The sequence below is a fragment of the Siminovitchia terrae genome, assembly GCF_003605405.2.
Classification (GTDB): Bacteria; Bacillota; Bacilli; order Bacillales; family Bacillaceae_C; genus Siminovitchia; species Siminovitchia terrae.
The window spans coordinates 1-15387 of record NZ_QYTW02000022.1 but is presented as its reverse complement, the minus strand read 5'-3'; the positions used below and the strand labels follow the sequence as shown (position 1 = coordinate 15387).

15 protein-coding genes are annotated in these 15387 nt (G+C 40.5%); 2 read left to right on the top strand and 13 right to left on the bottom strand.

The window, feature by feature from the left end:
* Positions 1-115: 115 nt before the first annotated feature.
* The 8 genes from rpsA to prsW form a co-directional block, all read right to left on the bottom strand.
* Entirely contained in the window at positions 116-1252 is a 1137-nt protein-coding gene (gene rpsA, locus D5F11_RS18275) for a 30S ribosomal protein S1 (RefSeq protein WP_120117381.1), read from the bottom strand.
* A 155-nt stretch (positions 1253-1407) separates the two neighbouring features.
* Positions 1408-1986, bottom strand: a complete 579-nt coding sequence (locus D5F11_RS18270) for a lysophospholipid acyltransferase family protein (protein ID WP_120117380.1) — start codon at positions 1984-1986, stop codon at positions 1408-1410.
* Complete coding sequence (gene cmk, locus D5F11_RS18265; RefSeq protein ID WP_120117379.1) at positions 1983-2663, bottom strand: (d)CMP kinase; 681 nt, start codon at positions 2661-2663, stop codon at positions 1983-1985. The genes D5F11_RS18270 and cmk overlap by 4 nt, the downstream gene beginning before the upstream one ends.
* 114 nt (positions 2664-2777) lie before the next feature.
* The gene (locus tag D5F11_RS26700) at positions 2778-2948 is read right to left on the bottom strand and encodes a DUF5359 family protein (protein ID WP_185830776.1); all 171 of its coding nucleotides are present in this window, start codon (positions 2946-2948) and stop codon (positions 2778-2780) included.
* A 145-nt stretch (positions 2949-3093) separates the two neighbouring features.
* Positions 3094-3747: a flagellar brake protein gene (locus tag D5F11_RS18260; protein ID WP_185830775.1), complete on the bottom strand. Its 654-nt coding sequence runs from the start codon at positions 3745-3747 to the stop codon at positions 3094-3096.
* Positions 3748-3839: 92 nt separating this feature from the next.
* Positions 3840-5192, bottom strand: a complete 1353-nt coding sequence (gene ypeB / locus D5F11_RS18255) for a germination protein YpeB (RefSeq protein ID WP_120117377.1) — start codon at positions 5190-5192, stop codon at positions 3840-3842.
* 14 nt (positions 5193-5206) lie between these two features.
* A complete protein-coding gene (gene sleB, locus D5F11_RS18250) occupies positions 5207-5974 on the bottom strand; it encodes a spore cortex-lytic enzyme (protein ID WP_245998254.1) in 768 nt (255 codons plus the stop codon).
* A 199-nt stretch (positions 5975-6173) separates the two neighbouring features.
* Positions 6174-6863 carry a glutamic-type intramembrane protease PrsW gene (prsW, locus tag D5F11_RS18245; RefSeq protein WP_120117375.1) on the bottom strand — a complete coding sequence of 230 codons (690 nt, stop codon included), beginning with the start codon at positions 6861-6863 and terminating at the stop codon, positions 6174-6176.
* 96 nt (positions 6864-6959) lie between these two features.
* Between prsW and D5F11_RS18240 the strand changes: the two genes are divergently transcribed.
* Positions 6960-7934 (top strand): asparaginase, encoded by a 975-nt coding sequence (locus tag D5F11_RS18240; RefSeq protein WP_120117374.1) that lies wholly within the window; start codon positions 6960-6962, stop codon positions 7932-7934.
* An 879-nt stretch (positions 7935-8813) separates the two neighbouring features.
* On the opposite strand, the gene D5F11_RS18235 is transcribed toward D5F11_RS18240, so the two are convergent.
* The 3 genes from D5F11_RS18235 to D5F11_RS18225 form a co-directional block, all read right to left on the bottom strand.
* A complete protein-coding gene (locus D5F11_RS18235) occupies positions 8814-9806 on the bottom strand; it encodes a YpdA family putative bacillithiol disulfide reductase (protein WP_120117373.1) in 993 nt (330 codons plus the stop codon).
* A gap of 382 nt (positions 9807-10188) precedes the next feature.
* Positions 10189-10761, bottom strand: coding sequence for an adaptor protein MecA (locus D5F11_RS18230; RefSeq protein WP_120117372.1), 573 nt, complete (start codon positions 10759-10761; stop codon positions 10189-10191).
* Between the two features lie 36 nt (positions 10762-10797).
* Positions 10798-11628, bottom strand: a complete 831-nt coding sequence (locus D5F11_RS18225; protein WP_120117371.1) for a metallophosphoesterase — start codon at positions 11626-11628, stop codon at positions 10798-10800.
* A gap of 244 nt (positions 11629-11872) precedes the next feature.
* Here D5F11_RS18225 and D5F11_RS18220 point away from each other — a divergent pair, with 244 nt between their 5' ends.
* Complete coding sequence (locus D5F11_RS18220; protein ID WP_120117370.1) at positions 11873-12346, top strand: hypothetical protein; 474 nt, start codon at positions 11873-11875, stop codon at positions 12344-12346.
* 399 nt (positions 12347-12745) lie between these two features.
* Here the strand turns inward: D5F11_RS18220 and D5F11_RS18215 are convergent, their stop codons facing one another.
* Positions 12746-13540, bottom strand: coding sequence for an SDR family NAD(P)-dependent oxidoreductase (locus D5F11_RS18215; RefSeq protein ID WP_120117369.1), 795 nt, complete (start codon positions 13538-13540; stop codon positions 12746-12748).
* Between the two features lie 122 nt (positions 13541-13662).
* On the bottom strand, positions 13663-14670 hold the full coding sequence (locus D5F11_RS18210) for a helix-turn-helix transcriptional regulator (RefSeq protein ID WP_120117368.1): 1008 nt from the start codon (positions 14668-14670) through the stop codon (positions 13663-13665).
* Positions 14671-15387 lie beyond the last annotated feature (717 nt).

The window sequence follows — 15387 nt, the reverse complement described above, 5'->3', positions numbered from 1 at the left end:
CAGCCATGCCTAGGGTGAATCAGCTTCTTCCAGCGGTAAACCGTCAGGAAAAAATATATGTACTTTTCAATTTCAAGAAAACAACCTTCCGTTAAAAAACGGAAGGCCGGCATTTTTATTCTTTATTGAAGTCTTTCAATTTATCACCAATCATATCGCTAAGCTGGAACCCTTTTGTTTCTTCTGGAGCTTCATATTCTTGCTGTGTGTTGTCTTCTTCAAGCTCCTTCATACTAAGGGACATACGCTGTTCCTGTTCGTTCGTATCAAGTACTTTAACCTTTACAGTCTGACCCTCTTGTAGAACTTCATGTGGAGTTCCAATGTGTCTATGAGAGATTTGAGAGATATGAACAAGTCCTTCTACTCCAGAGAAGACCTCCACGAATGCACCAAAAGATACAAGTCTCTTTACAGTTCCTTCCAGAACTGCTCCCCTGGGAGCTTTGTCGGCAATGTCTGTCCATGGACCAGGAAGCGTTTCTTTGATGGAAAGAGAAATTCTTTCATTGTCTCTATCTACAGAAAGAACTTTGACCTCCACTTCATCACCTTCACTTACTACGTCCGAAGGCTTTTCTACATGATGATGCGCCAACTGAGAAATATGAACCAATCCATCGACTCCCCCGATATCAACAAAAGCGCCGAAATCAGTAATTCTTTGAACAGTTCCTTTCATCGTTTGACCGACTTCCAATTTCTCAAGCAGACCTTGTTTTTCCTTTTCTTTCTCTTCTTCAACAACCGCACGGTGTGAAAGGATCAGACGGTTCTTTTCTTTATCGAGCTCAACAATTTTAAAAGAGAGCGCCTTTCCTTGATAGCCGCTGAAATCCTCCACGTAATAGTCTTCCACTAAAGAGGCAGGTACAAATCCACGGACGCCCAAGTCAACAACAAGGCCTCCTTTAACCACCTCATTCACTTCTGCCTCAAATACTTCATTATTTTCGAAACGCTTTTCCAATGTTTCCCATGCATTTTCAGCATCTACTTTTCTTTTGGAAAGAACGAGGAGATCTTCCTCCACTTTAGTAACGATTAAATCAAGTTGATCTCCTTCAGAAACTACATCCGATGCTTTTTCCACATGGAGACTGGAAAGTTCGCTTATTGGAATTATTCCATTCAACTTACTGTTTTCAATATCCACAAGTACTTGCTTTTCTTCGATTTTTGTAACGGTTCCTGTTACTTTGTCACCTTCAGTAAATGTTTCCACTTCAATATTATTCATATCCTCTGACATTGTTTACTCCTCCTATCCAGCTAATGAAATCGTGCAAGAATTCATTTCTCTCCGATTCATAAGGAAAGAAATGAAAAAACCCTCACATTTTATAAATTCATCTTCTTATTAACTTCTTATAAATAAAGTCCTTTGTCAAGCAATACACGTCAACTCTAATGCGTCTCGGTTAATTTTTTTATTTCATTCATTATAATTTCAGTTGCTGCCTCCACAGAGATCTTTTCCTTTTTTAATTCGGTAAAATCTATCGGCTTGCCATATACGACTCTTAATTTGCCGAAAAGCTTATAAGGGCCTATGATAGCGCAAGGTATAATTTTTGCATCGGATCTCAATGCGAAAAAACCTGCTCCAGCCAGTCCCTTGCCAATCTCGCCTGTCTTGCTGCGTGTCCCTTCCGGAAACAGTCCCAGGACTTCTCCCTCTTTTAATAGAGCCAGCCCTGTCCTTAAAGCCCCTCTATCGCTCATCCCTCTTTTTACAGGGAAAGCTTTAACGTTAGGCAATATTGATTTAAGGACAGGAACCCGAAACAGCTCCTCTTTTGCCATAAAAGAAACAGGACGAGGGCACGTGATGCCTACAACGGGCGGATCCAGATTGGATATATGGTTCGTACACAAAAGGACCCCGCCGGATTCCGGAAAGTTTTCCAGCCCTTTCACTTCAATTCTGTAAAGGGGGCTTAATAAGCCCTTAACCACTGATCTGGCAAAATGATAAAATGTCACGGCCGTTCGATCCTTTCTTTCGCCAAAGCAATGATATGCGCGACCACTTCTTCGATAGATAGCGTTGATGTATCGATCTCAATAGCATTCTCCGCTTTTACCAGCGGGGATACCTCCCGTTCGGTATCATTTTTATCACGGAGCATAATCTCCTCTTTTAATTGCGCTAAATCTGAAGGATAGCCTTTTTCCACATTCTCTTTATGGCGGCGCTCAGCACGTATATCAACACTTGCCAGCAGAAAAACTTTCAACTCGGAATCCGGCAATACTTTTGTCCCAATATCTCTTCCATCCATTACTACTCCGCCTCTTTTGCCCAGCTCCCGCTGCCGGTACACCATTTCTTCGCGTATTGCCCCATGTGCAGCGACAGTAGAAACGTTGTTGGTCACATTTGAATTACGAATCTCTTTGGTGACATCTTTCCCATCTAGAAAGACCGTCTGAAGGCCGCTTTCTTGTACCAGATCTATAGTAGTTCCTTTAAGAAGACGGAAAAGAGACTCTTCGTCATGGATGTCCGTCCCTTCCATCAAAGCCTTATAGGTAACTGCCCTGTACATGGCACCTGTGTCGATGTATATGTATGAGAGTTTTTCTGCGACTATTTTCGCCACAGTGCTTTTGCCGGCTGCTGCCGGCCCGTCAATGGCAATACTGATTTTCTTTGTCAAACCTTTCACCTGCTTGTCTGTTTATATACCAACACTTATTTTACCATAATTAGAAACAGACTATAGCACTTATTTACATAATTAAAAATATGAAGACAGGAATACTTGCCTTCATTAATGGTCAAACACATCCATCTTATTTTCTTCCAAGTCTGCCCCCACACCCTCGTACAAATATATATTGTTCAAGCTTTTTATAAGGGGAGTATGCTTCAAAAAGCCTTGGACAATAAGAAGGATTAAAAGGTGAAAAATGATCAGCTTATAAAGAATTCTTTCAAACATTTCTAGTTCCTCGTTTTTTTCTTAGTATGTTTCAAAAACGAGAATCTTATTCTTCTATATGTGCCTTTTCAAAACATAGACGAAGCATTATTGTTTCGATCAGCTCAGAAAAAGCAGATGAAGAGGTTTGTTCATAAAATTCTTTTTAAGGATGTAAACTTTTTTTCCGATTGGATAGCTGCCTCTCAAAACAAAAGCGTGTTAGCAGTTGTTGATCGGCATGGGGTGGGTCAACATATTCTAGAGACACAAGAGTCAGTTTGTTTTTTGGGAATGTTCGAATTACTTCGCATAAAAAAGTTAATTGGAACTGCTCCCCCGAACCCATCTGAATGGTAAATTCAATCGTTCCCACTTCAGCAGGCTGAATTTTGACTTCAGGCGGCAAGACCACTGCGCACCCCCCGGCGCTTATATCGCTTGTGACTGATGCAAACTTTACGCCTGGACCCGAAAAATCAAGTCCGACCGGAACCGCAGCATCTACTCTGACATATTCACGACGCTGCACTTTATTGAAAAGCTCCACTTCCGGCAGAGCTAGCTCAACCAACGGGACGGTGCTTCTTTGCACGCCTATGACTTCGGACTCAAAAGAAAACACACTGGTACTGCCGCGAGCAAATTCTACCACTACTTTAGTACCTATAGGCAAAAATGCCGGTTTGCTGTCTGCCACACCCAAAGGATAGTAAATGCATACCCTCTCTTCATATAAATCGGCAACCTTACTCTTGTACTTTTTCACAATCCCATTATTGTCTGTCTCAATAGTCAAATCCATTCCAATTGACAACATATTCATACACTTCCTGTTCATTCCAATGATTTCATTATACATCATCTGTGAGCGTTTTCCACTATAAAAAAGCAGCCAAGTTGGCTGCTTTTTTATAACAAATCTTCATAAACAGGTTCAGCATTTTTCAATTTATCAACTTTTTCTTCAATACCATTTTCGGCATTGATATACATTCGATACGTATCGTTATGGTCCATTGTACCCAAAAATTCATAGCAAAGCACTTCTTTTCCCAGATTATTTACAATGACTGCTTGTCTGTCCTCTAGTACTTTTAGATTAGGGTTTAATTTTGACCGCGCTTCTTCCAATGTAAGATTCGGTTTAGGCAGTTTTCTTTTTTTGCTGCCTTTCAAATAATCATCTGCCGCAAATCCAATGATCTGTCCATTATCAAGTGCTACTTTTACTTTGATCGACTCTGGGTAAATCCTGACTCCGTCTTGGTTCGTTACATAAGTAAAAAGCCCAACGGAATCATACTGTGCACTTTCAGACATTTCGAGATCCTTGTAATCATGCCTTTTAAGAAAATCGTTAGCTTTGTTCATAGCCTCATTTAGGCTTACTTGCTGTTTATTCACTTCTCTCGAATCAATGAACCAGATTGGGTAACCGCCTTTTTTCGTGACATCCATCGTGGATTCATGACCTCTGTTGTTTGCTAATACGACATTGTAAAACCCATAAGAGGACCCTTTCCTGCTTTCAGTGACTTCCACCTTTTTTGGGTGATTGATCCCGCTATATTTTTGAGCCAGGGCAATCGCTTCTTTTTTTGATATTTTTTCTCCCTTTAAATGCTCATAATTTTCATCACGCTTTTGAAAACTGACGATAGATGGGTTTTGAAGGTTTTTTTCATCATAACCTGTTGCATGCTTTTCAACCGTTTTAAACCCATCAATAATTGTATTATCAGCAGTTTCCTTACCTGATGCGAGTGCTAGTTCAACATCCATCCAACGAAGGTTATTTTTTAAAGCGAGGTGTTGAACTTTTCTAAGCTCATTCCTTATTTCTTCACTTTGCTTGTATAAGTTCTTTAAAGTCTTCTGCTCATCTTTTGACAGCGGTTCATTATCCAGGTTCCGAACAGCTGTCCTATAACTGAACGTACCGATGTTGGAAAGAAATTCTTCGGTCTTATTAAAAGGAAGTAAGGTGAGAGGCAGCTGCCCCACCTGGCTGCGAGCGTCGGATGTAATCCGCCATACATCTGCCAAAGCGGGAGATAAAGATGTGCTGGAGTTCATCGCGATTGTCCCGCCAAGCTTCTCATGCAGCAAGTCCATTTGATAGCTCAGGTCATGGAATGCACGTTGATAATTATTTTCGGCATTAATCAAAATCGTATTTTTCTCCTTATGCTCTTGGTAGCCCCAAACTCCTGCCCCGACTACAGCAATCGCCAATATGATTAACAGTATGTTTCTGATCAAAGCTTTCCACCTCCTCAACTACAGAAAATATGTTTACCGATTTTTTTAATTTGCGGCCTTGACCAAATCCATGCACTCGTGGCGGTATCCGGATTAAAGTAGTAAAGGGCGTTGCTCGAAGGATCCCATCCGTTTATAGCATCTAATACGGCGTTTTTGGCTGTTTCGTTTGGTGTCAGCCAAATTTGCCCGTCGGCTACAGCCGTGAACGCACCAGGCTCAAAGATAACGCCGGAAACGGTATTAGGAAAGGAAGGGCTATTCACTCTGTTTAAAATGACAGCAGCTACAGCAACCTGCCCCTCATATGATTCGCCCCTAGACTCACCATAAACGGCATTCGCCATGAGCTGGATATCGTTTTGGGAAAAGCCGGCAGGCGTATTGACAGCAGTGGGCGCTGTAGGCTTTGAAGCAGCTCCACCACTTTCCTTTCCCTTCCCTCCATAATAGGTGAAATTTTTTCCCTTATTTACCTGCTCCTTCACGTATTGTTTATCATATTTGGAAGCTTTTACTAATTTTGTTTTTGTAGTTTCCCCAGCAAGACCGTCTACTTTAAGTCCAAATTTATTTTGAAAGTTCCTGAGTGCCCAGTACGTACCCCAACCGAAAACCCCGTCTATTTTTCCATGATAATATCCAAGGTATTGAAGCCTTGCCTGAAGTTCGATCACATCATCTCCAACCGCACCTTGTTGTATGACTTGGTTAGTGAACGCCTCTGGTTTTATTCCCGGAGAGGCTGTTACTGCAACAGCACACAATAAAACAACAATCATCATTTTGCCCCATGCGGCATACTTCATGCTGTACACCCTCCATAAAATAATTTCATGCCGATAGTATTTGGATTGGGAACCTTTTTATTCAATTTGATTCAAAAAACTACTCTTTGGACAAACACAAGAAAAGCCATTCAACTTTTTGGGGACCCATTCAAGCTCAATCAATGAGACGAAAAGAACGCATCCGTCATAATCAGACAGATGCGTTCTTTTCCTGTATTTTACTGCCATAATGCTTTTTCGTAAGTAGATGGGCATGTTTGACTTTGTGTAAACCAAGCCACCATAAAAACAACATGAACGGCAGGATATAATAAAGCCAATTTTTCTCAGAAAGTAGAATAAAGTCATATAAACCGTGCAGTAAGAAAGGCACAAAAAAAGAATAGAAAAGCCATCGTTTTTGGGTTCTGTTCGACTGGAACTTCGCCTTGCCCAAATAATATCCCATGATGACACCAAACAGGGCATGACTGGATACAGGCAGCAATGCCCGGCCAATTGCAAAGGACACGCCATTTGCGGCTAAATATAAAATATTTTCTACGGTTGCAAAACCAAGTGAGATGCTTGCCCCATATACAATTCCGTCAAATGGCTCATCAAACTCATCATGTTGATAGATAGCAAAGAAAAGCACAAACCATTTAATAAACTCCTCAAATAGTGCAGCGGATAAAAATGCCGACATAATGCTACCCTGAATAATCTCTTCTGTAGACATAATATATTGAACAAACATAATTGGAAAAGTAATAACAGCACCCATTAAAAACGTCTTGAACACCGTTAATATGGGCTCCTGGCCATATTGATCCCTTAAGTAAAAATAACTTAACAGAGCTAATCCCGGGGCAACACCAGCTGAAACTACCACCAGCATACACAGCCCTCTTTCTTTTTCATTTCTTACATCGTATCATGGAAAATAGAGTTTGAACATGCAAATTTAGAGTAATTTTATATGGGAGTTGAGAAAATGAAACATATACTTGTCATCCATACGGGGGGAACCATCTCCATGGAAACAGATGCCGAAAATGACACGGTCAATATCGGAGCCACTAATCCTTTGACAAAGGCAACGGAAGAGCTTCATAAGTTGGCTAATCTGACTGTTAAGGAGCCTTTGCATAAACCCTCTCCTCACATCACGATAAACGATATGATTAAACTAAAAGCCTTGATTGAGTCAGAATGTGCAAACGGGGATATTGACGGTGTCGTCATTACCCACGGAACAGATACAATGGAAGAAACAGCTTTTTTTCTTGATCTGACGCTTGACACAGACATACCGATCATCATGACTGGCGCCATGCGCTCCAGTAATGAATCTGGATCGGATGGATTATATAATTTTATGGCCGCTATTCGTACAGCTGTCCAAGAAGATTCCAAAGGCAAGGGCTTGCTTGTCGTTTTCAATGATGAAATACATACTGCGCGCGAAGTGACAAAAATTCATACGACGAACGCCTCAGCTTTCCATAGTGTCACAACTGGACCGATTGGAACGATAACAAACAAGGCGATTCATTTCCATTACGCCCCCCTTCAACAACCAAAAATTAAAATAATAGAAATCACAAAGAAAGTCGGTCTGGTTAAAGCGTATGCAGGAATGGATGCCTCTATTTTAAATGCATACAGTGAATTGAAATATGACGGAATTGTAATCGAAGCCCTGGGCCAGGGAAACCTCCCCCCTTCTGTCGCTGAAGAGATTAAAAAACTCCTTTCCGAAAATATTCCGGTTGTGCTTGTCTCCAGATGCTTTAAGGGAGTTGTACAGGACACATATAGTTATCCGGGAGGCGGAGGAGAACTCAAGAAGCTTGGTGTAATTTTTTGCAAAGGGCTGAACGGGCAAAAAGCACGTCTGAAACTGCTCGCCGCACTAATGCATACGAGTAATATAGAAGTATTGAGGGATCAATATTTCTCTAATTGATTTTCTACTATTTCACGCAAAAGAAATGCGCAAGGCGTACACGAAAGCGATACAGGCGGTGAGCACTGATGAAAAAATTTTACACCTTTTTAGCACTAGACCAGTGGAGCTTTTATAATTGAGTTGGAAGCTTTATTAGAGAGTTGGAAGCTTTATTAGAGAGTTGGAAGCTTTATTAGAGAGTTGGAAGCTTTATTAGAGAGTTGGAAGCTTTATTAGAGAGTTGGAAGCTTTATTAGAGAGTTGGAAGCTTTATTAGAGAGTTGGAAGCTTTATTAGAGAGTTGGAAGCTTTATTAGAGAGTTGGAAGCTTTATTAGAGAGTTGGAAGCTTTATTAGAGAGTTGGAAGCTTTATTAGAGAGTTGGAAGCTTTATTAGAGAGTTGGAAGCTTTATTAGAGAGTTGGAAGCTTTATTAGAGAGTTGGAAGCTTTATTAGAGAGTTGGAAGCTTTATTAGAGAGTTGGAAGCTTTATTAGAGAGTTGGAAGCTTTATTAGAGAGTTGGAAGCTTTATTAGAGAGTTGGAAGCTTTATTAGAGAGTTGGAAGCTTTATTAGAGAGTTGGAAGCTTTATTAGAGAGTTGGAAGCTTTATTAGAGAGTTGGAAGCTTTATTAGAGAGTTGGAAGCTTTATTAGAGAGTTGGAAGCTTTATTAGAGAGTTGGAAGCTTTATTAGAGAGTTGGAAGCTTTATTAGAGAGTTGGAAGCTTTATTAGAGAGTTGGAAGCTTTATTAGAGAGTTGGAAGCTTTATTAGAGAGTTGGAAGCTTTATTAGAGAGTTGGGTCGCGCCATCGCCCAAAAAGGCTCGGCGCGCTCCAAACCGTTCCAGTCACAACTGGAGTATTTGATCTTACCTTTACAAAAAACATCCCGGTCAGTTGGATAGCCGGGATGATGTAGGGAAAGCTTCTCTATTTCTGATGGTGTCTGTAATCTGACTGCCATGAAAACGCCCATTTTCAATAAATATCTCGTTGGCATTATTACCAGCGGCGATGACTCCAGCAATAAATAAATCAGGGATGTTCGTTTCCATTGTTTCGGGATTAAATTCCGGCCTTCCAGTCAATTCATCTATTTGTACTCCCATAGCCTTTATGAACGAGTGATCAGGATGATAACCAGTCATGGCAAATACAAAATCATTAGGAATCTCTTCTTTCCCCTTATCTGTAACGTAGATGATGCTGGTTTCCGTGATCTCTTCCACTTCTGCATTGAACAGCATTGTAATTTCGCCATTTCTTGCTAAAGCTTCAAAATCTGGAAGCACCCATGGTTTTATGCTCGGTGAATATTCATTTCCGCGATATAGTACTGTAACTCTTGCACCTGCTTTTTGAAGTTCAAGAGCCGCGTCGATCGCAGAGTTTTTCCCGCCGATGACAGCCACATCCGTATCAAAATAAGGGTGTGCTTCCTTGAAGTAGTGAGAAACTTTTTCGAGGCTTTCTCCCTTGATTCCCATTAGGTTCGGGTTATCATAATACCCTGTTGCAACGATCACATAACGAGCTTCATAAGCATTGCGATTCGTAGTGACTTTAAAAAAACCATCTTGCTTTTCAACTGATTGCACCGTCTCAAACCTGTTAATCCTCAGTTCCTTTCTTCTAACTACTTCTCGGTAATAGGTAAGGGCCTCATTCCGTCTCGGCTTCCGGTTTACCGTCAAAAATGGGACATCACCTATTTCCAGCTTTTCACTCGTGCTAAAAAAAGTTTGGTGGGTCGGATAGCGATAGACGGCATTTACTATATTTCCTTTTTCGATAATTAAGGGATTTTTGCCTATTTGCTGCAATGAAATGGCCGCAGACAGGCCGCACGGCCCTCCGCCTACTATAATACAATCCTCTTGCTGCATGAAAACAGACTCTCCTATCTTAAGAATTATAAGAAAAGCGCAAGCGCCTGGTCAACCCCGACAAGTACAAGACGATTCCCGAGGAGGCAGTTCTTCAGCCACCACAGGGAAGCGGCTTGATCCTTGCGGGGTTAGGCGCTGGCCGCCTCAAACCGCCACATCCTGTGGCTTCGGTGGCACTAGGAGTCCTGTACGTCGGCAGGCTCAGAACGCGATATCCTGTCGCTTCGCTTGCACTAGTACTTCCTGTACGTCGTAGCTGGACAAAGAAAAAGCTTCATTTGAATCAAATTTTCCATATCAAGCTATACTTTCTTTACTCACTAAAAAATCTCCTTTCTTTATGATAGGAGATTTCGACTTTTCGTGCAAAAATAAAGTTTTAAAAGTGGTCATCGATCAACGGGAACGCCTTTTTATCTATAATCTTGACCGCGTATTCCTCCAGATACGCTTCGGACACACCCGCTTCTTCACCGTATTCACTGCAGAGGCTCTCGATCGTATCATGAATTATAGAGACACCATCCATTTTTAAATAATACAGATCTCTAAATGCAAACAAAGTACTGCTTGCACAGTCAATATTTAATGATGCCAACCTTTTAACCAATAAGATGACATGGTCAAACTCTTCAAATCTATATAGGAGTCCTTGATCCTTTTCTGCTTCCGGCAACTCATCTTTTATAATCGTATCGTGCCAGACCTCTTCCTCTTCTAAAGTCAAAATCAGAACAAGTTCCCTAGATGTTAGGGAAAAAATCTCGATGGAGACGGCACCAAAGTCATTAAGTTCGTATATCCGGCTTGCTTCATCCAACATTTCATCAAATAAAACATCCCATACAAAGGAGTCTCTCAGCAGCTCATCTTGCAAAAAGCCCTTATTCGTCAACTCTTCAAATGTGATCGAATATTTGATTTTATTTGATGATATTCTCTCCAGCTTCATTTGACCCGCCCCCCGAGGAATACTGTTATCCTCATACTATGAAGGAGAAGCCGGATGGTTCATGGACGTGGTGGATAAACCCTTATTCCTTTTGACAGTAATAAGATGGGTTTCAGCAGGAGCACCAAGTCTTAGCGGCAGCAATGAGGTACCATAGCCATTACTGACAAACAAAGTTGTCGCTGGATATTTCTTGATTCCACCTTTTTCATATGGTCCAAATCCGAGTATGCGGATTTGGCCGCCATGCGTATGCCCGCTTAAAATAAGCGGTACATTGTCCACTTCTGAGACTTCCTCTGCCAATGCCGGATTGTGGCTAAGCACGATCCGGAATGCAGAATTATTGATTGAATAGAGAATAATCCGCATTATTTCGCTCGTATCAGTGAAGTCTGTTCCGACCAAGACAACCTTTTCATTTGATCCTGGCAAAAAAGCCGCCTCGTTCTTTAAAACAGTCACATTAAACTCCCGAAATACATTTTCAAGCTGCTTTAAATCAACCTCATAATCATTGTTTCCCCAAATAAAATAAGCTGGCGCAATTTTACTCAGCTTTTTCAAATTGTCTCTGACTCTTGAAAAAGGAACCCCTTTTTCTGTCAAATCTCCGCCGATGATGACAATGTCTGCCTTACCTTTTGCCTCATTAATGATATTGTCATGAATCGTCCTACGGTGAATATCCGAGATGAAAAATAGATTCAAGTCATCGATCTCTGATGGATATTTATCAAAAGACAATACATGCACATGGACAGAATCCGCAAAAGCCGCACGAACCATCATAAAAAGGAGAAATAGTCCTCCTATAAACACCGCCGCCAACAAAAACTCTGTCATGCCATCACCTTTATTTTTCAACTCTCCTACCTATGAGCAGGATGTTCTATGGTCCTCATCTTAACATATGCCAGTATTAAAAAAACAGTCTTAGCTAAACAGCAATTTGAACGGCTCACAATGGTCGATAGAAGGAGGCGGTTGTTTGCTTGCCAGTTAATCATCAGAGCATTCGGCCCCCCATGCCTGTAACTTAACCTTTGAGGATTTTCTATATTTATAGGGGGATAATATATTTAAAAATCAACGCATTGGAGGCAGGGTCTTGATAAGAAAAATGGCCACTTCATTATTTGTTTTATTTTTAGTAGGAACTGGATCAATTTCTATTGCAAGTGCTATTTCAAATCAACCATTCAAAACTCCTGATACTAAACAGTCAGAGCAATGGAAGGTAGAACTGGATGAAGTGAAATACGATTCTAAAATGAGCAGACCCATAAAGGGTGAAAATGAAATGTACAGCTTAAAAATAATCAATGTTGGAAAAGAGGTGTATGACGTGGAGTTTGAAACCTATAGAGATGAACCTAACACTAAAACAAAATTTGGGTTAAGTCTTCAAGAACAGCGAAAAGGTGTTTTTAAAGAGGGAATGAATGTTCATTTCGCAAACTTCCCCATACATGTTAAAGCAAAAACCTTTGAAGTTGAGGTCAGCTGGCACGATAAGCCTGTAAATATAAAAAACGGTAGAGAATTTAAACAAACTTTTACTTTTACACGACCGAATGATTAAAAATGATGTCTAGAAAAGTAAGTGGGCATCAGGGCGGGCATGATGGGTGAAGAAAAATTCTTAAGGGGCTTTCATTAATAACGAGCACATTCAGCGGAGATTGATTCCCTTCCTAAGAGGTTTTCGTTAATAACAGGTGTAAAATGACAATAAAGTTACTTAATTTAAAAAACTCAATCAAGCATAAACCCGTTCCAAATTTAGACGGGTTAAAAATATAGTTGTTTAATTTTTGATATAAGATACTTAACAACACTAAAAATATAACAATAAAAGTTGTTTAATAATCTAAGTTTATTCAAAAAATAGCACCCTTTTGTGGATTAAGAAAGGAAATAGGAAACTCCAATTCTATAGTATTAGAGCATCCTATTGTTGTACGTTTGAAATAGAAAAATGTTAAAAAATAGTCGGTACCATTCCCCCATCCATACGGATTGGAGAACCTTTAAATGCGGATGCATAAGGACTACACACAAATGTAGTTAGTCTACCTATTTCAATTGGCCTGATAAATCGTTGAATTTCAGATTGAGGTAGGTTTGTAGTCATAAATTCTTTCTCTTTTTCTGAAAAAGTCATATCAGCATTAGGGTATATACCCTCAATTATTTGATGAACATTTTCAGAAAGTGTTGGTCCTGGCATGATTGTATTGACTGTAACTTCAGTTCCTATTGTTAATTTAGATAAGCTTTTTGACAATGATAATAGCATTGATTTTGTCATACAATACTGAGGCATTTGTCCTGAAGGCATGATTGCTTCTTCACTCGCAATAAAAATAATGCGACCATAATCATTTTTTAACATTTTAGGTAAATAAAATTTAGATAAGCCATTTGCAGCAAGAACATTAGTACGGAAGTATTTTTCCCATACTTCATCGTCAATGTCCTCATATTGCATAATTTCATAAATACCCATATTGTTAACTAAAATATCAATGGTGGGGTATTTTTTAAATAAAGCTTCTCTTTGTTGAATATCGACAATATCGGATGTAGCATTTTGAGGAGAGGTAGCCGGGAAATCCGATTTAATTTCATTTACAACTCGTTCTACCTCTTCATAATTTCGTCCATTAATTAGTACATTGACACCTTCTTTCGCAAGTTCAATGGCAATTGCTTTACCTATACCTTTCGTTGATCCTGTAACTAAAGCTGTTTTATTGTTTAATCCCATATCCATAATACATTTCTCCACTTCATTTACATTTTATGATTATGAAAATGCTCCTACACTTTGAGGTAATCATTAGGTTATTCTTTTTTTATATAGTGTTAAAAAATTACTTTTAAGACAAACTTAATTTATCGAGTTGTACCTAAATGTTCAGTACGCCAATTTGAAGGAGTATCACCTTCCCAAATGCGGAAGGCGCGGTAGAACGAGTTCTGGTCTTCATATCCAATCAAAAAAGCCACTTCTTTAATATCGAGCGAGGGGTCTGCCAAGTAAGCTCGTGCCTGTTCATGTCGGACTTGTGTTAACAGATGCTTGAAGCTCGTGCCTTCGTCAGTAAGTCGACGCTGTAAGGTACGATCACTCATCCCCAACTCGCTCGCGACAGTCTGAATGTCCGGGCGCCCTCCTGTTAGGCTACGTTTCAGGATCCATTTAACCATCTCGGTGATTGTGCGGCAGCGTTGTTGCTCATCCAACGATTGGTCCAGTACAGGAGTTAGAACCTCCAGCAACTCTGCGTTGTACGAGACAAAGGGGCGGTCTAAGTCTCCACGATGTAGCGTCAACCGGTTACAATCTGCACCGATCCGAATACGGCAGCCGAAGTAAGCTTCAAGTGCCTGTAAGTCGCCCATTGGGTGCGAAAATTCGACTAACCTAGCCTTCAAAGGTTGACCTGTGCCCCGGCGCCCTAGCTCCAAAAGAAACGCCAGCGTGATACCGACTAGCAGAGGCGGACCGGCTTGCTCAGTATGCAACCAATCCAGTTCGATTGTACAGTGCTCACCTTCCTCGGTGATACGTAAGCTTTCAGGGGGGCACAGTTGTTTGTACCGGGCCATTCTGTTTAGAGCATCACGATAGTCACGAGCATGGTAAGTCGCTAAGACGGTTGGTGGGTAATGCGCTGTTTCAAAAATGGTCGTAAGCTTGATGATTCCTTTGGCAATGTCATCAATGAGATCGGAATAAGCCTGCCAGATCGCGAAATATTGGGCGGTAGTGACAACTGGGTCAGTAATAATGGTTAGCGGCAGTCGTGCTTTTCGAGCCACGTCGTGTGGGACAATCCCTAATTGATGTATGCCTGCCCAAAACCCTGCCGGGATTTTAATACGAGTATGAGACTTCATAATGGCTCCTCCTTTAGCTATCTACACACTCACTAGTTTTGGTTGTGATTACGTTCTGTCTAGTCAACGGAACTGATAATTATATTACCTATTCAATGTCACCTTGTAACTAGCAAATGGCGACATTTTACTAGCCAACTACGTCGAATAAATTCGTTAGTTATAGGCACCATTAACGTAATAAGCTGCTGTTTTATACAGACAGCTTCATTAAAAAACACCCTAAAAAATCCTATTTACCAAAGTGGTTTAAAAATGTATTAGTGCTTTTGTTATTTGTACCTACTCATCAGAAAGCCACTCATTATAATCTTGGACTTAAATTGATCTTATAATTTACCCGGTATTCAATATGTCTATACTTCACAATATGGCCCGATCGTAATATAAGGTTAGCCAGATATTTCTGGTTGAACATTTTTTATATCGATATATGATTACTGTAGCCGGGGTAGAACGTATGGCCCGTGGGACAATGATCCCGTCCGCAAAACAGTTCACCCCCTACTTGTAGAGACATGTTTGAGGCTGGTTGGGACTAAGATCTCGTATAACAAGCGAAGCTATGACACTACAGGAAGGGTTAGGGGTACCGGTAATTATTTTTGGAGGAGGAATTTGAATGAATCCAATCATTGGTCTGGATGTAGCAAAAGGTGAAAGCCAGGTTCAAGCATACCTGGATAAAAAGAAACCCTATAAAAAGAGTTTTAAAGT

Bases quoted from the DNA above. Each gene is read 5' to 3' on its own strand.
- rpsA (WP_120117381.1), bottom strand. From the start codon at position 1,252: ATGTCAGAGGATATGAATAATATTGAAGTGGAAACATTTACTGAAGGT.
- D5F11_RS26700 (WP_185830776.1), bottom strand. From the start codon at position 2,948: ATGTTTGAAAGAATTCTTTATAAGCTGATCATTTTTCACCTTTTAATC.
- D5F11_RS18260 (WP_185830775.1), bottom strand. From the start codon at position 3,747: ATGTTGTCAATTGGAATGGATTTGACTATTGAGACAGACAATAATGGG.
- sleB (WP_245998254.1), bottom strand. From the start codon at position 5,974: ATGATTGTTGTTTTATTGTGTGCTGTTGCAGTAACAGCCTCTCCGGGA.
- prsW (WP_120117375.1), bottom strand. From the start codon at position 6,863: ATGCTGGTGGTAGTTTCAGCTGGTGTTGCCCCGGGATTAGCTCTGTTA.
- D5F11_RS18240 (WP_120117374.1), top strand. From the start codon at position 6,960: ATGAAACATATACTTGTCATCCATACGGGGGGAACCATCTCCATGGAA.
- D5F11_RS18235 (WP_120117373.1), bottom strand. From the start codon at position 9,806: ATGCAGCAAGAGGATTGTATTATAGTAGGCGGAGGGCCGTGCGGCCTG.
- D5F11_RS18230 (WP_120117372.1), bottom strand. From the start codon at position 10,761: ATGAAGCTGGAGAGAATATCATCAAATAAAATCAAATATTCGATCACA.
- D5F11_RS18215 (WP_120117369.1), bottom strand. From the start codon at position 13,540: ATGGATATGGGATTAAACAATAAAACAGCTTTAGTTACAGGATCAACG.
- D5F11_RS18210 (WP_120117368.1), bottom strand. From the start codon at position 14,670: ATGAAGTCTCATACTCGTATTAAAATCCCGGCAGGGTTTTGGGCAGGC.